Source organism: Halomonas sp. MMSF_3323 (assembly GCF_030733595.1).
In the GTDB taxonomy this organism is placed as follows: Bacteria; Pseudomonadota; Gammaproteobacteria; order Pseudomonadales; family Halomonadaceae; genus Halomonas; species Halomonas litopenaei.
In genome coordinates, this window is sequence record NZ_JASHIT010000024.1 from 71,737 (window position 1) to 87,616 (window position 15,880).

14 protein-coding genes are annotated in these 15,880 nt (G+C 63.6%); 10 read left to right on the forward strand and 4 right to left on the reverse strand.

The features are described 5' to 3' along the window. Positions 1 to 54: 54 nt before the first annotated feature. Positions 55 to 1,614, reverse strand: coding sequence for an exopolyphosphatase (ppx, locus tag RBB39_RS13450; protein ID WP_108449746.1), 1,560 nt, complete (start codon positions 1,612 to 1,614; stop codon positions 55 to 57). 438 nt (positions 1,615 to 2,052) lie between these two features. Between ppx and rho the strand changes: the two genes are divergently transcribed. From rho to RBB39_RS13485, 7 genes are all read left to right on the forward strand, one after another. Further along, the gene (rho, locus tag RBB39_RS13455; RefSeq protein ID WP_045991171.1) at positions 2,053 to 3,312 is read left to right on the forward strand and encodes a transcription termination factor Rho; all 1,260 of its coding nucleotides are present in this window, start codon (positions 2,053 to 2,055) and stop codon (positions 3,310 to 3,312) included. A 117-nt stretch (positions 3,313 to 3,429) separates the two neighbouring features. After that, the gene (gene ubiD / locus RBB39_RS13460) at positions 3,430 to 4,923 is read left to right on the forward strand and encodes a 4-hydroxy-3-polyprenylbenzoate decarboxylase (protein ID WP_222516066.1); all 1,494 of its coding nucleotides are present in this window, start codon (positions 3,430 to 3,432) and stop codon (positions 4,921 to 4,923) included. Continuing rightward, the gene (locus RBB39_RS13465) at positions 4,920 to 5,699 is read left to right on the forward strand and encodes an NAD(P)H-flavin reductase (RefSeq protein ID WP_045991169.1); all 780 of its coding nucleotides are present in this window, start codon (positions 4,920 to 4,922) and stop codon (positions 5,697 to 5,699) included. The genes ubiD and RBB39_RS13465 overlap by 4 nt, the downstream gene beginning before the upstream one ends. After that, positions 5,696 to 6,409: a dihydromonapterin reductase gene (gene folM / locus RBB39_RS13470; protein WP_045991168.1), complete on the forward strand. Its 714-nt coding sequence runs from the start codon at positions 5,696 to 5,698 to the stop codon at positions 6,407 to 6,409. The genes RBB39_RS13465 and folM overlap by 4 nt, the downstream gene beginning before the upstream one ends. A gap of 81 nt (positions 6,410 to 6,490) precedes the next feature. Continuing rightward, positions 6,491 to 6,646, forward strand: coding sequence for a hypothetical protein (locus RBB39_RS13475; RefSeq protein ID WP_181248593.1), 156 nt, complete (start codon positions 6,491 to 6,493; stop codon positions 6,644 to 6,646). A 113-nt stretch (positions 6,647 to 6,759) separates the two neighbouring features. Further along, positions 6,760 to 6,927 (forward strand): hypothetical protein, encoded by a 168-nt coding sequence (locus RBB39_RS13480; protein WP_156088602.1) that lies wholly within the window; start codon positions 6,760 to 6,762, stop codon positions 6,925 to 6,927. Between the two features lie 316 nt (positions 6,928 to 7,243). Continuing rightward, positions 7,244 to 8,323 carry a 3-deoxy-7-phosphoheptulonate synthase gene (locus RBB39_RS13485; RefSeq protein WP_108132293.1) on the forward strand — a complete coding sequence of 360 codons (1,080 nt, stop codon included), beginning with the start codon at positions 7,244 to 7,246 and terminating at the stop codon, positions 8,321 to 8,323. 310 nt (positions 8,324 to 8,633) lie between these two features. On the opposite strand, the gene RBB39_RS13495 is transcribed toward RBB39_RS13485, so the two are convergent. Both RBB39_RS13495 and RBB39_RS13500 read right to left on the reverse strand, forming a co-directional pair. After that, positions 8,634 to 9,269 (reverse strand): lysozyme-like domain containing protein, encoded by a 636-nt coding sequence (locus RBB39_RS13495; RefSeq protein WP_045991166.1) that lies wholly within the window; start codon positions 9,267 to 9,269, stop codon positions 8,634 to 8,636. A gap of 231 nt (positions 9,270 to 9,500) precedes the next feature. Then, the gene (locus tag RBB39_RS13500; protein ID WP_162197819.1) at positions 9,501 to 10,415 is read right to left on the reverse strand and encodes a LysR substrate-binding domain-containing protein; all 915 of its coding nucleotides are present in this window, start codon (positions 10,413 to 10,415) and stop codon (positions 9,501 to 9,503) included. Positions 10,416 to 10,547: 132 nt separating this feature from the next. Here RBB39_RS13500 and RBB39_RS13505 point away from each other — a divergent pair, with 132 nt between their 5' ends. Together RBB39_RS13505 and RBB39_RS13510 are read left to right on the forward strand one after the other, a co-directional pair. Next, positions 10,548 to 11,258 (forward strand): FMN-dependent NADH-azoreductase, encoded by a 711-nt coding sequence (locus RBB39_RS13505; RefSeq protein WP_045991165.1) that lies wholly within the window; start codon positions 10,548 to 10,550, stop codon positions 11,256 to 11,258. Positions 11,259 to 11,493: 235 nt separating this feature from the next. Next, complete coding sequence (locus RBB39_RS13510; protein WP_204248908.1) at positions 11,494 to 12,210, forward strand: DUF1989 domain-containing protein; 717 nt, start codon at positions 11,494 to 11,496, stop codon at positions 12,208 to 12,210. A gap of 216 nt (positions 12,211 to 12,426) precedes the next feature. On the opposite strand, the gene RBB39_RS13515 is transcribed toward RBB39_RS13510, so the two are convergent. Further along, positions 12,427 to 13,188 (reverse strand): hypothetical protein, encoded by a 762-nt coding sequence (locus tag RBB39_RS13515; RefSeq protein WP_124803462.1) that lies wholly within the window; start codon positions 13,186 to 13,188, stop codon positions 12,427 to 12,429. A 285-nt stretch (positions 13,189 to 13,473) separates the two neighbouring features. Here RBB39_RS13515 and RBB39_RS13520 point away from each other — a divergent pair, with 285 nt between their 5' ends. Beyond that, entirely contained in the window at positions 13,474 to 15,603 is a 2,130-nt protein-coding gene (locus tag RBB39_RS13520) for a PhoX family phosphatase (protein ID WP_124803460.1), read from the forward strand. The last annotated feature ends 277 nt before the right edge of the window (positions 15,604 to 15,880 follow it).

Genomic DNA, 15,880 nt, shown 5'->3' on the forward strand with positions numbered 1-15,880 from the left:
GCTCTGGCCGTGGCTTTTGACCAAGGGCTCTGGCCAGGGACCGTGTGAGAGGGCTCAGGCCTCGGCGTGGGCCGTGCCCGCGTGCAGCTTGAGCGCGAAGTCGGTATTGGCCAGGTAGTCGGCCTCGCGTTCCAGGTCGGTGCACAAGAGGCCTGGCTCGTCGCTGCCCTGGTAGTGCAGATGCAGGACCTCGCCGTCCACCTCGAGCCGCGGCGTCGCCGGCGGCTGCTCCGGGCGCGAATGGTTGAGGATCACCGCCAGTCGAAGCAGGCGTGCCAGGCGCTGGCTGTCACGCTGTTCGGCCTTCGGCAACAGCTGCCATTCCTTGCTCGGGAACTTGCGTCGGTGGGCGCGGACCAGGAAGGCCAGCAGGCGCTGTTCCGGGCGCGAGAAGCCGGCCAGATCCGAGTGCTCGAGCAGATAGGCGCCGTGGCGATGGAACTGACTGTGCGAGATCGACTGGCCGATCTCGTGCACCCAGGCGGCCCACTCCAGATAGCGGCCACGTTCCTCATCGAGCCCCCAGTCGTCGGCGACCTGGGCGAACAGCGCCTTGGCCGAGGCGGCCACATTGTCGGCCTGGCGAACGTCGACGGCGTTGTAGCGGGCCAGGGTCTCCAGGCTCTTTAGACGCGAGTCCTCGGGACTGTTGCGGCCAGCCATGTCGTAGAGCACCCCTTCACGCAGGGCGCCGTCGGCGTAGCGCATTTCGCTGAGGTCGAAGGCCTCGAAGATCGCGCACAGAATCGCGACACCGGCGGGAAAGACCCGGGCACGATCGGCCTTGAGCCCGTCCATGGAGACCTTGTCGAGCTGCTTGGTCTTGATCAAGCGCTTTCTCAACTTGGCCAGACCGTCGCGAGTGATCACTCCTTCCGGCGCGTCGCCTGCCGCGTGCATCACCGCCGCCGCCGCCTTGATGGTGCCGCTGGAGCCCACCGGGTCATCCCAGCCCAGACGCTGGTAGGGTCTGCGGATATTAGCCAGTTCCGACAACGCCGCGAGTTCGGCGTTGCGCATGCGCTTCTCGCTGATATCGCCGTCGCCGAAGAAGCGTCGGGTAAAGGTCACGCAGCCCATGGAGAGGCTTTCCAGCGCCTTGGGTTCGAACTGTTCGCCGATGATGAACTCGGTGGAACCGCCGCCGATATCGACGATCAGCCGGCGCCCGTTCTCGGCCAGGGCGTGGGCCGCGCCGAGGTAGATCAGGCGTGCCTCCTCGCGCCCGGCGATGATCTCGATGCGCGTGCCGAGCATGGCCTCGGCGCGGTCGATCAACTCCTGGCTATTGTGGGCATCGCGCAGGGCGTTGGTGCCCACCACCCGCATACGCGAGGCGGGGATGCCCTCGAGAAAGGGCGCAAAGCGAGCCAGGCAGTCCAGCGCCCGCGTCATGGCGTCCTCGTTGAGGTAGCCGTCGTCGTCCAGGCCCGCCGCCAGCTGGACCTTTTCGCCCAGCCGCGCCACCACCTGCAGCCGGTCATCCTGATAGTTGGCCACCAGCAGGTGAAAGCTGTTGGAGCCCAGATCGATGGCGGCCAGGCGGGCGGGGTCCTTGGTGGCGTCGTGGGGCGACTCGCGCAGGGTGCTGAGCGTATCCGAGGGTTGATTCATGGCGGGTCCTTCACTGGAGATGGATCAAGGTTGCGTTTCGCCCCGGGGGATGTCAATGATCCGGGTCCGCCACGGGGCTTGCGTTCCCCTTCCGGCTTGTCTAGTATCGGGTCATTCGCCTGTTTCGAATGTGTTTTCCCGGTCGCGCCGCCGCCGCGACGTGACCATCCCAAGTCGTCAGACAGCCCGCACGACGTCAGCTCCGCTCCCGGCCAAGGCCCCGGCCCAAGCCCGCGAGACGCTGGCAACGGCGAATGAACCTGCTCCCTCGTCCAGACGCTGGCGTGGATCTCCCCTCCGGAGAATCCAGTCAATGGCCCTATTATCTTTACCTGGCCTCGCACGAGCAGCCTCGGGCTCTGAACGCACTCAATCGGCGTGTCTTTTCGCCCCTCGGCGCCTTGCCGCCCGGCTTCCACGAGTAATTTCTGAACTCTGATGAATCTGACCGAACTCAAGCAAAAGCCCGTGCCGGAGCTTCTCGATATCGCCCGCGAGATGGGTATCGACAACCTGGCCCGGTCCCGCAAGCAGGACATCATCTTTGCCATCCTGAAGAAGCACGCCAAGAGCGGCGAAGACATCTTCGGCGATGGCGTGCTGGAGATCCTTCAGGACGGTTTCGGATTCCTGCGCAGCGCCGACAGCTCCTACCTGGCCGGCCCCGACGATATCTATGTGTCGCCGTCCCAGATCCGGCGCTTCAACCTGCGCAAGGGCGACACCATCTCCGGCAAGATTCGCCCGCCGAAAGAAGGCGAGCGCTACTTCGCGCTGTTGAAGGTCAGCCAGATCAACCTGGACCGGCCGGAGAACGCCAAGCACAAGATCCTGTTCGAGAACCTCACGCCGCTGTTTCCGCAGGATCGTCTGCGCATGGAGATCGGCAACGGTTCCACCGAGGATCTGACCGCGCGCATCATCGACCTGACCGCACCCATCGGCAAGGGCCAGCGTGGCCTGATCGTGTCGCCGCCCAAGGCGGGCAAGACGCTGATGCTGCAGAACATCGCCACCTCGATCACGCGTAACAACCCCGAGTGCCAGCTGATCGTGCTGCTGATCGACGAGCGCCCCGAGGAGGTCACCGAGATGTCGCGCACCGTGCGCGGTGAAGTGGTCGCCTCGACCTTCGACGAGCCGCCGGCGCGTCACGTCCAGGTGGCCGAGATGGTGATCGAGAAGGCCAAGCGCCTGGTCGAGCACAAGAAGGACGTGGTCATCCTGCTCGATTCCATCACCCGTCTGGCGCGCGCCTACAACACCGTGGTGCCGTCCTCCGGCAAGGTGCTGACCGGTGGTGTCGACGCCCATGCTCTGGAAAAGCCCAAGCGCTTCTTCGGTGCCGCGCGTAACATCGAGGAAGGCGGCAGCCTGACCATCATCGCCACGGCCCTGGTGGACACCGGCTCCAAGATGGACGAGGTGATCTTCGAGGAGTTCAAGGGCACCGGTAACATGGAAGCCCACCTGGATCGCCGTCTGGCCGAGCGTCGCGTCTATCCCGCGCTCAACATCCGCCGCAGCGGCACCCGTCGTGAGGACCTGATCGCCTCCGACGAGGAGATGCAGCGCATGTGGATCCTGCGCAAGCTGCTCAACCCGATGGACGATACCGCGGCCACCGAGTTCCTGATCGACCGACTCAAGGACACCAAGACCAACCTCGAATTCTTCGAGGCGATGAAGCGCCGCTAGCGTTGGCCAACGCCGCGCCTGGGCGGTCGCCAGACGCAAGGTCCAGGTGACCGAGGTCAAGACGAGGGGCAGCATGCTATGCTGCCCCTTTTGTGTTCAGGGGAGCGAGGCAATCGCATGAAATATGGTGACTTGCGTGACTTTATCGCGGGTCTCGAGGCCGCCGGCGAACTCAAGCGGGTGACCGCCGAGGTGGACCCCTATCTCGAGATCACCGAGATCTGCGATCGCACCCTGCGCGCCGGCGGCCCGGCATTGTTGTTCGAGAACGTCAAGGGCAGCGAAATGCCGCTGCTGGGCAACCTGTTCGGCACCCCCAAACGCGTCGCCATGGGCATGGGCCAGGAGTCTGTCGAGGCGCTGCGCGAGGTTGGTGAACTGCTGGCCTTTCTCAAGGAGCCGGAACCTCCCAAGGGCTTTCGCGATGCCTGGGAAAAGCTGCCGATCTTCAAGCAGATCATGAGCATGGGTCCCAAGACCGTGCGCTCGGCACCGGTCCAGCAGCGAGTCTTCGAGGGCGATGAGGTGGACCTGGATCGACTGCCGATCCAGCACTGCTGGCCCGGTGATGCCGCCCCCCTGGTGACCTGGCCGCTGGTGATCACCAAGGGCCCGCACAAGAGTCGTCAGAATCTCGGTATCTATCGCCAGCAGAAGCTCGGCAAGAACCGCCTGATCATGCGCTGGCTGTCCCATCGTGGCGGCGCGCTGGACTTCCAGGAATTCCAGCAGGCGCACCCCGGCGAGCCCTTCCCCGTAGCGGTGGCGCTGGGCGCCGACCCGGCGACCATTCTGGGGGCGGTGACCCCGGTGCCTGACTCGCTGTCCGAGTACGCCTTCGCCGGGCTGCTGCGTGGCTCGCGCACCGAACTGGTCAACTGCGGTCACGCCGACCTGCAGGTGCCGGCGTCTGCCGAGATCATCCTCGAGGGCTTCCTGTACCCCGATGATACCGCGCCGGAAGGTCCCTACGGCGACCATACCGGCTACTACAACGAGGTGGAGACCTTTCCGGTGTTCACCGTGACGCGCATGACCATGCGCAAGGACGCCATCTACCACTCCACCTACACCGGACGTCCACCGGACGAGCCTGCGATCCTCGGGCTCGCCTTGAACGAGGTGTTCGTGCCGATCCTGCGCCGCCAGTTCCCTGAGATCGTCGACTTCTATCTGCCCCCGGAAGGCTGCTCCTACCGCATGGCGGTCGTGACCATGAAAAAGCAGTACCCGGGCCACGCCAAGCGGGTAATGATGGGGGTATGGAGCTTCCTGCGTCAGTTCATGTACACCAAGTTCGTGGTCGTGCTGGATGATGACGTCGACGCTCGCCAGTGGGAGGACGTGATCTGGGCCATCACCACCCGCATGGACCCGGCCCGCGACACCGTGATGGTCGAGAACACCCCGATCGACTACCTCGATTTCGCCTCTCCGGTGGCTGGGCTCGGCTCCAAGATGGGCCTGGACGCCACCAGCAAGTGGCCGGGTGAAACGGACAGGGAGTGGGGCGTGGCGATTGCCATGGACGACAGCATCAAGTCCCGGGTCAGCGAGCGCTGGGACGAATTCGACATTCCTCTCCCCGACAGCAACAAGAGGTCGACATGACGGCAAGGACCCTGACCTGCCAGGTCATCGAGGTCGAGGACCTCACCCCTGACGTGTTTCGCGTGATTCTGGAAGGACGCGCCGAGGCCATGGCCCATGCCCCGGGCCAGTATCTGGAAATGTGCCTGGATGATGACTGCTGGGTGCCCTTTTCCATCGCCAGCCGCCATCGTGACGATGGGCGACTCGAGCTGCATATTCAGCACTGGCCCGAACGCTCCAACTCGGCCCAGCTCAGGGCCATGCTGGTCGAGGCCCAGCACCTGACCGTGCGCCTGCCGGGGGGCGACTGCGTGCTGGATGGTGAAAGCGATCGTCCGCTGACGCTGATCGCCGCCGGTACCGGCTTCGCCCAGATGAAGGCGATCGTCGAGGCGGCGCTCCACGCCAACCCCGAGCGTCCCATCAGCCTGTGGTGGGCGGCCAAGGAACGCCGTGATCTGTACGCCGAGAGCCTGGCCCGGCAGTGGGTCGCCGAGTCCGATAAGGTCACCTTCCACGCGGTCTGCGAGGAAGGCTTCGAGCAGGGCTTCGCCGACGAGCGCGTGCACGCCCATCATGGCCGTATCGACGCCGCACTCGCCGCCGAGCTTGGCGATGTGTCGGGCCACGACGTCTATCTGTCGGGCTCGCCCGGCATGGTCTATGCCTGTGTCGACGTGCTCGCCTCGCTGGGGCTGGACCCGTCACGGGTGTTCTCGGACGTCTTCGCCTACGCGCCACGCGACCCTCTGGTGCCGGTGGTCGGTAGCCTGGTCGGGGAAAAGCAGTCATGAGCGCGTCGCCGATCCTGATTACCGGTGGCGCCCAGCGTCTGGGGCGTCACTGCGCCGAGCGCCTGGTACAGGACGGCCAGCCGGTGATCATCAGCTATCGCCGCGAGCGCCCGGAGCTCGAGGCCATGCGCGAGCGCGGCATCGTCACCCTCCAGGCGGACTTCTCCAGCGAAGACGGCATCCTCGACTTCCTGGAGCGGCTCAAGAGCGAGACCGGATCGCTTCGCGCCATCGTCCACAACGCCAGCGACTGGGCACCGGACAGCGATGGCGAGGATGCCGGGGCCGCCTTCGAGCGGCTGTTCCGTATCCATATGCTGGCGCCTTACCTGATCAACCTCCACGCCAAGTCCTTGCTCGACGCCTGCAGCGAGCCCCAGCGGGACATCGTCCACATGACCGACTATGTGGTGCAGAAGGGCTCGCGCAAGCACGCCGCCTACGCCGCCACCAAGGCCGGGCTCGACAATCTGACGCTGTCCTTCGCCGCGCGCTATGCCCCAGAGATCCAGGTCAACGCCATTGCACCCGCGCTGATCATGCTCAATCAGGGCGATGACGAGGACTATGCCGCCAAGGCCAGGGCCAAGTCGGCGATGGACATGGTGCCGGGGCCAGGGGTCATCTACCAGAGCCTGCGCTACCTGCTCGACAACCGCTATGTGACCGGGACGACCCTGGCCGTGGACGGTGGCCGCCACCTGCGCTGAATCGCCGGCGGACTCGCCTGACCCGAGGAATCCCCCTAGACTCTGGATGACCCTGACAACAACATCACAAGGAGGCGACCCATGGCTCATCACGACGACGACCTGCATGGTGACAGCTCTCACGACGGCTTTCATGACGAAAGCGGATTCCTGACGATCTTTCTCGGCCTGGTGGTGATGGTCGGCATGACCTGTCTGCCGGCGACCATCGGCTGGGTGCAACTGGCGACAGGCTAGCCAGGGGCGTCAGCAGACCATGGTCGACGGCACGGCGCTTTTCCTGCCCGTGCACAGGGGTTGCCATTTGCTCCGGCGCGGGGCAGGATGAAGCAAGATTCGAGGAGACACCGATGACCGATCACGCAAACCCGACCCGACCCCGACCCGATGGCAGCGACAGCGCCCTCGTCGGTGCCGTCTTGGGCTCGGATTGTGTGCATGCGGACGCGGTGTCCTTTTATTGGCCCAGCTTTTCCTGGTATTGGTTTGATACCGGGGCGCTGGTGCGCGAGGCCTGATCCAAGTATCTGGCACTCGCGAGGCGCTCCCCCCCCAGGGCCGCCTCCCAGAACCCCCGGACGGCTGCCCGTCCGGGGGTTCCTTGTTTGTGTGGCCAGACGTTTTCACCCAGTAGCACTCACCTGCGAAAGGCAGGCAACCGGAGCAATGACATGACCGCATATCGACTCTTCGCCAGCACCATTTCCCATGGCTATGCCTATGGCGATAGCTGGCGATTTATCGACGCGCGGTCGGCCCAACTGGCCACCTCCGACCGTGAGCGCCTCGGTGGTCGACGCACCCAACGATGTACGACCACACGGAGCTGATACCATGACCGCCAGCCTTTCGCTTGCCACCGCCGACCTCAACGCTGCCGCGACGCAAGAGACCGCCCCCCAGATGACCCTGCCGACCCCGCAGGCGCTCAAGCGCCAGTGCCCACTCGGGACGACCCTGAGCGATCGCGTCGACGCTCAGCGTCAGCAGATCCGTGACATTCTCGAGGGTCGTGATGATCGCCTGCTGGCGGTGGTCGGGCCCTGTTCGATCCATGACCCCAGGTCGGCGCTTGAATACGCCCGGCGCCTGGCCTCCCTGGCCGACAGCATCCGTGATCGAGTGCTGGTGGTGATGCGGGTGTACGTCGAGAAGCCCCGCACCACCGTGGGCTGGAAGGGCCTGGCCTATGACCCGGACCTGGATGGCAAGGGCGACATGGCGCGTGGGCTCGAGCTGTCACGCCAGCTGATGCGCGAGATCGTCGAGCTGGGCCTGCCGGTGGCCACCGAGATCCTGCAGCCGATGATCGCGCCCTACCTTGAGGACCTGCTGGCCTGGGTCGCGATCGGTGCACGCACCACCGAATCCCAGCTGCATCGCGAGATGGCCAGTGGCATCGGCGCGGTGGTCGGCTTCAAGAACGCCACCAGCGGCGACGTCCAGGTGGCACTGGACGCCATGCGCTCGGCCGCCCACCCCCACCAGCACTTCGCGGTGGGCGAGCAGGGGCAGCCGGTCATGCGCGAGACTGCCGGCAACCCCTACACCCATGTGGTGCTGCGGGGCGGCCACGGTGAGCCCAACTACGGGGTCGATGCGGTCGCCGCCGCCAGGAAGGCGCTGATCGGCACCGGCCTGCCGCCGCGGCTGATGGTGGACTGCAGCCACGCCAACGCACGCAAGGACCATCGTCGTCAGAGCGAAGTCCTGCTCGAGGTGCTGGCCCAGCGCCTGGCCGGTGACACCTCGCTGATCGGGGTGATGCTCGAAAGCCATCTGAACGAGGGCAAACAACCCCTGGAGCCCGGCAAGCTGCGCTACGGTGTCTCGGTCACCGACGCCTGCATCGGCTGGGAGACCACCGAACACCTGTTGAGCCTGGCTGCCGAGCGTCTTGCCCAGCAGGGTTGAGCCCGACGATGCGAACGAACCAGACCAGAGGCCCTTTCGGGCCTCTGGTCGTTTATGTCCGGCGTAACTGGCTCGCGCCGCGGGTGGGGACGTGACTCAGCGGCAGACGGGTCATACCTGATAGAAGCTGTCGCAGCGGAATTCCGCCTCGCAGGCCGCCAGTTGGCTGCGGTAGCGGGAAGCATAGTGGGTGGCCACCTGACTCAGCGGCAGAAGGGCCATACCTGATAGAAGCTGTCGCAGCGGAATTCCGCCTCGCAGGCCGCCAGTTGGCTGCGGTAGCGGGAAGCATGGTGGGTGGCCACCTGACTCAGCGGCAGAAGGGCCATACCTGATAGAAGCTGTCGCAGCGGAATTCCGCCTCGCAGGCCGCCAGTTGGCCGCGGTAGCGGGAAGCTGTGCTGGCCACCTCCCGCGCCGCGCGTTGCACCGCCGGCTTGGCGCGATAGCTGCCGCGCTGATAGCCGCCCTGGCCTTCGTGGTAGGCCAGGTACAGGTGCTCGGGGTTGGACAGTGACACCCCCGTCATGCGCCGCGTGCGGGCGTTGTACCAGCCGATGAAGTCGGTGGCGTCGTCCATGTCGGTGCGACTGGCGAACAGCCCGCCGGCGTCATCGTCGTATTCGCCCCATACCGGATCCTGGGCCTGGGCATAGCCGTAGGCCGAGGACGGGCGCGTCCACGGAATGAAGCCCAGCAACTTGGTACGTGGCGGCCTGACGTGGCTGCGAAACGACGACTCGCGCTTGATGAAGGCCATCTGGGTCCAGGGGGGCGTGCCCCACTTTTCATAAGAGGCCTGGGTGGCGTCGTACCAGTCAGGCTGCTGGCGAAAGATCTCGCACAGATTGTCCTGATGGCTCGGCGGCGCCGGGGCGAAGGCGGCGCAGCCGCTGAGAGTAACAAGCGCCGCGGCAAGCACCGTAGTGAGTAGAGCAGACCGCATCCCTGGCATGGCCCGTTTCACAACATTTTCCCGTTTTAGTGATATCGCCCCCAGTATGCCCTCCCGTGCACTGTCGGGTCATCCTCACATGTCCCACCGGCTGCTTCGGGTCATCGGAGAGGGGGCGATGGGGCGAACGCCTTCGATGTCCGATGACGTCTGAGTTCGATCATCCAGCGCCACGCTCAAGGCCAGGACGGTCATTTCTTGCGGGAAGGCAAACGGGTTGCATCAAGGTGCCTGTTGTTCGCCTATGGTAGCGGTTGCCGCTGAAAACGCCTGTTGAAGCCAAACCACCACCTTGTCGAGGATGGCATTGTCGGACATTGTTTGGCTCCTGATCAGGTGGTAGTGCAGTCCCGGTAGAAACGGGCCGAATGGCACCTCCAGCACACCACGAGCGATCTCATCCTGCACCAGGGTCAAGCCCAGCAGGGCCACGCCCTGACCGGAGATAGCGGCCTGGATCGCGTGACTTTCTTCGGAGAAGGCGAGTCGAGGCCCCAGCACGGCAGGGGTAGACCCCACCGCCTGACACCACTGAGCCCAGCCGGGCAGGCCAAGGTTCGGACAGTACCAGTCGAAATCGATATGACGAACACCCCTGAGGTCGTCGACGCCAGCCAGCTGGAGTTGCGGGCTGGCGACCAGGGCAATGCGATCGGTCGCCAGGGTCACCACCTCATGGTCCGGATAGGGGCCCATACCGTAACGAATCGCCAGGCGGGTTCCATGCGTCAGATCAAGCACGCTCTCGCTGGCATGGATATTCAAGGCGATATCGGGATTCGTCGAATGAAAGTCGGTCAGTCGAGGAAGCAGCCACTGGCTGGCGAAGGCCGGAGTGCAGGAGAGGGTGACGCTGGCGGGTGTCGTTCGCTTGAGCAGACTTTCCAATGCGTCGGCGAAGGCGTCAAAGCCCTGGCGTAGCACGGGAGAAAGCTCCGTTGCCGCGTCGGTCGGGATCACCTGGCGGGTGCGACGCTCGAATAGCCCTACGCCGAGCCAGCTTTCCAGTTCACGTACCTGGTGGCTGATCGCGGCGGGCGTTACCGCCAGCTCTTCAGCCGCCCCCTTGAAACTACGGTGACGTGCTGCCGCCTCAAAGGCACGCAACTGCGAGAGTGGTAGTCGGCGTCGTTGCATCGCATCCCTATGGACAAAAAATTTTTGTGTATCTGCAAAGAATAGATCGTTTGTCGGCCCGAATCGATTGGAAGATTCTGTCGTTCGTGCACCACCAAGCATGAGCGGTACTAATCCCAAAGGAGAATCTTCATGGCTACACTGTTGCACCTTGATGCCAGCGCACGCTCCGGACTTTCCGGTAGTCAACCCCACGGATCGCATTCGAGACGCCTCAGCGCCCACTTCGTCACACAGTGGCAACGGGCACGTCCTGACGACAGGGTCGTCTATCGCGATGTCGGCCAGCAGCCGCCTCGTCCTGTCACCGGTGATTGGATTCATGCCGCCTTCACCAAGCCGGAAGCGCGGGATAGGTGGATGCACGAGGTTCTCGCGGAGAGTGATTCCCTGGTCGACGAACTGCTCGAGGCGGATCTGATCATTGCTGGCGTACCGATGTACAACTTCGGCGTTCCGGCCGGATTCAAGGCTTATATCGACAATATCGTGCGAGTCGGGCGGACTTTCGGCTTTGATCGCTCCCGCCCAGGCTTGCCCTATTGGCCGATGCTGAGCGCCATGGGCAAGCGCTTGGTAGTGCTTGGTGCCCGGGGTGATTATGGCTATGAGTCTGGTGAGCGAATGGAGCACACCAACCACGTCGAACCACACTTGCGTACCGTTTTCGCCTATCTCGGCATAGAGGAGTTGCACAGCATCGCCGTGGAGTATGACGAGTTTGCCGACGAGCGGCTGCAGCAGTCTCTGATTCAGGCGGAGCAACGCGTTGAGGCGTTGGTCGACAGGCTGGCGGCCAGTCTGGACGTTGCTCGCGTTGTTTCCGATCCAGTCTCGGGGTGAGCGCACCTCCGTGACCGCTTCTTCGATCGTCCCCTGCTGGGTACCAGATGCTCGGCAACAGATGTGATTCCCTGTCCAGCAAACGTCTGTATTGCAGAACTTGAAATAAGAATAGTCTCGCGGGATGAGAAATTTGCGCGTCTCGCCGTCAGAGGGCCGATGTGGTGAGAGGGAGTGTCTGATTTCCAACAATGTATTCTTCATGATAAGTCGGAAAAATCAGTGAGCGAGGTGGATGATGGGTGGTTATATAAGTAGAGATAGGGAGCCTGATCTGGCGGCTTCTTTCGGTGCGCTGGAAGAAAAACAGTTGTCAGTGAGCCAACCGCTTGCGCGCAATGGTGTTCTGCAGCCAGGAAAGGTCTATTTCATTCCCGCGAGGTGTGGCGCTGCCGTTGTACTGGAAAAAGGGCAGATGCTTACGCTGATTAACGTAAGTGGATTGCAGGTCTGCGATATGTGGGCTTTCAATACGAGTGATCCAGACGAATTTCTATCCATGGAACATACTCGAACCCATCTTGGGCGCTTGGTGCCGGTTGTCGGTGACAGTATGGTTTCCAATAGAAGAAACGAGATGCTGGAACTAGTGGAAGATACTTCGCCTGGGGTGCATGACACATTGATTGCCGCCTGCGATATCAATCGCTATAGACAGCTTGGCGTAAGCGAATACCATGACAACTGTGTTGATAATCTTCGAATGGCATTGCTTGCCATCGGCAAGGAGGTTTCGCATGTTCCATCACCATTCAATGTGTGGATGAATGTTCCACTTGATGGTGATGGCTCACTGACATTTGTGCCACCCGTGGCCAAAAGAGACGACAGGATCGTGTTCAAGGCAATGATGACCTGTTACGTAGTCATGTCATGCTGTCCCCAGGATATTACGGCGGTCAACGGAGTTGGTAGCCAAACGGAAAGTATAGGAGTCATGCTCGGAGATTGAAGAAACACGGGATAGATGGCGATGCACTGCAACTCCGCCGCCGGCGCTAAAGGTTCTCATTTCGTCGGAGGTGAACTCCAGCCTTTGCGCTCCGGCGGCATCCGGCTCGTCATCGCTCACGATATGACTTCAGCACTCCCTCTCGTCGCTTCAAACGCCTCTACACGTTTTTTGGGCCAGCGGCAGCGAAGTTTAGCGATAGCGATCACGCTGCCTCTACGCGGGCTCGGGCTTCTTCTCCCTTGGCTGACCCTCACCTCCGATGTCCGAGGGCACCAGTGGCAGGTCCTCGGGCAGGTGGCGGGCACAGAAGTCCAGGCAGTCGAGGCCGTTGACGGCCTGGGGGGCCAGTGGACAATTCCATGGCGACTCGCGCAGCACTTCCGGAAGATGGTCGCTCAGGTCCTCCATGTCCTGACTCTTGGGCCAGCACAGCCAGCGCTCCCGTTCAGGGGTCTCGGGGTGGCGCCACTTCAGCATCCAGTCGTCGCCCCAGGGCAGTACGCCCAGGGTGTCGGGTTCGGGCGGCGGCAGACCCTGGAAGGCGCTGGCCCACCAGCGGGGCGAGAGGTGATGGCGTCCCAGGCGTCGGCTGCACTGGGCCAGCAGGGTACGCTGCACCACCATGACATCCAGGGCGCTGTCATCACGATAGAGCACATGGAGCGCGAGAGTGTGCGGTATTACGCAAAGCTCCCGCTCAACCAGTTCATCCAGTGACTCCCTGCTGTCGACCTCCTCGGCCAGGGCGCCGTCCAGCGTTACCAGGGTGACCGATTGTGGCGGTATGACGAGACAACAGGGAAGTGCCTGGTCGAGGCATGAAAGCGATTGGACATTGGCGGCGCTGCCCCGGTCGAGGCTCTGTTGATCGACACAGTGGACCCAGTACCAACGAGGCTCGGGATCTTCGTCGGCTGAAGGGGCGCGTTGGGGCATAAGAAGTATGCGCTGATGTCGGTGTCCCAGATTCCACATGGTTCTGGTCCTGTCGATAGCGATTGTTGGTGCACTGTGTCGACGAGCGAAGCCATTTTCTTTCACCAACTGTTACTCTTTTTACAATAGCGCTACTTCCTGTGCTCTGCGTCAACCTCGTCTATCGTCATACGAGTGTCATCTGGACTACCTAGTGTTGTCGGCGGACCGCCGTCGCCCCTGTGATCGACTTTCCCCTCCGATACCCGAGGCCGGCAACAGTGACTGGCACCGACAGCCCACGCCTTGACGGCGAACAGAGGGCTGCAAGAAGAGGACTGCGCAATGAGCAAGGAAATTGAAGATCATCGTCTGTTGAATCCCAGCCGTAATGAACCCTTCTCCTCGGTGCTCGACCGTCGTCTTTCCCGGCGAGCGGTGATGAAGGGTGGCATGGGCATGGCGGCCATGACCATGCTGGGAAGCTTTGGTCTCTCGGCCTTCGCCAACGAGCCGTCGTCAGGGATGGCCAAGACGCCGCTGGCGCTGGCCTTCGAGTCGATTGCCGGTTCGCGCAGCGACGCCGTGGTGGTGCCGCCGGGCTATACCGCCCAGGTGCTGGTGCCCTGGGGTACGCCGCTTGACGACAGCGCGCCCGAATGGAGCGAGGATCTGACGATGACGCCCCAGGCCCAGGCGGCCAGCGTCGGCATGCATCACGACGGCATGCATCCTTTCGCGCTGGATGAGAGCACGGCCTCCGAGCGCTTCCTGCTGGTGATGAACAACGAATACATCGACGAGAACGCGCTGTGGGCGCCCCAGGGCGGCCCTACCAACATGACCGAAGGCAAGCGTCCGGCGGACGAGGTGCGCACCGAGATCAACGCCCACGGGGTGACCGTGGTCGAGGTGAAGAAGGACGCCGATGGTCGCTGGAGCCACGTCAAGGGTTCCGCCCATAACCGTCGCTACACCAGCGCCACCCCGATGCACCTGTCAGGGCCGGTGGCGGGCAGCGACTACGTCAAGACCAGGTATTCCCCGGGCGGCACCCAGGCTCGCGGCACCAACAACAACTGTGCCCACGGCTACACGCCCTGGGGTACCTACCTCACCTGCGAGGAGAACTGGCCGGCCTACTTCGTCAAGAACGAAGGCCGTACCCTGGACGATGACCGTCTTGGCATCGCCAGTGGTCGCGGACGCTACGGCTGGGAGACCGCCGCGGGTGATGACAGCGAACGCGACGACGAATTTACCCGTCTGATCGGCGACCCCGTCGCCGACGACGCCAGCGGTGACTACCGCAACGAGCCGCGTCAGTTCGGCTATATCGTCGAGATCGACCCCTATACCGGCAGGCAGGCGATCAAGCGCACGGCGCTGGGCCGCTTCCGCCACGAGGGCTGCTGGCCGGGCAAGCTGGTAGCAGGCGAGCCGGTGGTGTTTTACTCCGGTCACGACTCGCGCAACGAGTACATCTACAAGTTTGTCTCGGAGGCGGCCTGGGACCCGGCGGATGCCATCGCTCCCGGCGCCGAGGCCGATCGCCTGGCGATCGGTGACAAGTACATGGACAGCGGCACCCTTTACGTCGCTCGCTTCAACGCCGATGGCAGCGGCGAGTGGCTGCCGCTGACGCCGGACGCTTCCACCCAGGATGGCCGTACCCTGGCCGAGGCGCTGGAACTCGACGCCGATGACCTGGCCGGGGTGATCATCCACACCTGTGATGCCGCCGACCTGATGGGTGCCACACCGATGGATCGCCCTGAGTGGGGCGCGGTGGACCCGTCCACCGGCGAGGTCTACATGACCCTGACCAACAACTCGAAGCGTACCGAAGACGGCACCGAGGCGACCCTGACCGGCGACGGCGACAACATCACCGCGCTGGGCAACGGCTACGCCACGGCACCGGTCAATGCGGCCAACCCGCGGGCGAACAACGAGGCCGGTCAGATCATCCGCTGGCGCGAGGGCAGCGATGCCACCGCCTTCGACTGGGAGGTATTCGTGTTCGGTGCCGCGGCCAGTGACCAGAACAACCTGTCCGGGCTGACCGCCGACAACGAATTCGCCAGTCCCGATGGGCTCTACTTCGATGAGCGCGGCGACGGCCAGGGCATCCTGTGGATCCAGACCGACAACGGCTACGAGGGCGTCACCGAGAGCACCAATGACCAGGTGCTGGCGGTCGTGCCGGCGGAGCTCGAGCGTGCCGATGGTGCCGCCGCGGTGATCTCCGGGGCCAACCAGGACAAGCTCAAGCGTTTCTGCGTGGGCCCCAACGGCTGCGAGGTCACCGGCATCTTCCCCACGCCGGACAAGACCGCGCTGTTTATCAATATCCAGCATCCGGGCAACTGGCCGGCCAGTGACGACGCGACCCAGGCGTCTGATGCCAGCGTGCGACCGCGCGCCGCCACGGTGGTGATCCAGCGCGAAGACGGCGGCCAGATCGGCGTCTAGGACGTGTCCGAAAGGTGTCGGCTTGCGTCGGCCTTTCGGGCAATCTCCAGGGGCGTTGTCGACGTCTGACGTCTTGCGCCGCCCCAGCACCCCGGCTCCCTTTTCAGGGAGCCGGGGTGTTTTTTCTAGGGTCTGGGTGTCCAGGGCTGGATGATCGGCAGCCTGAAGCGGGAGGCGGTTGGTCCGGGAACCGCTTGGGTCGGCCAAGGCGCGGGCCAAGCGGCGCCCGGCAGCCGTCAGGACACATGACGACAACATGAAGAAGCCCCTCGCCAGC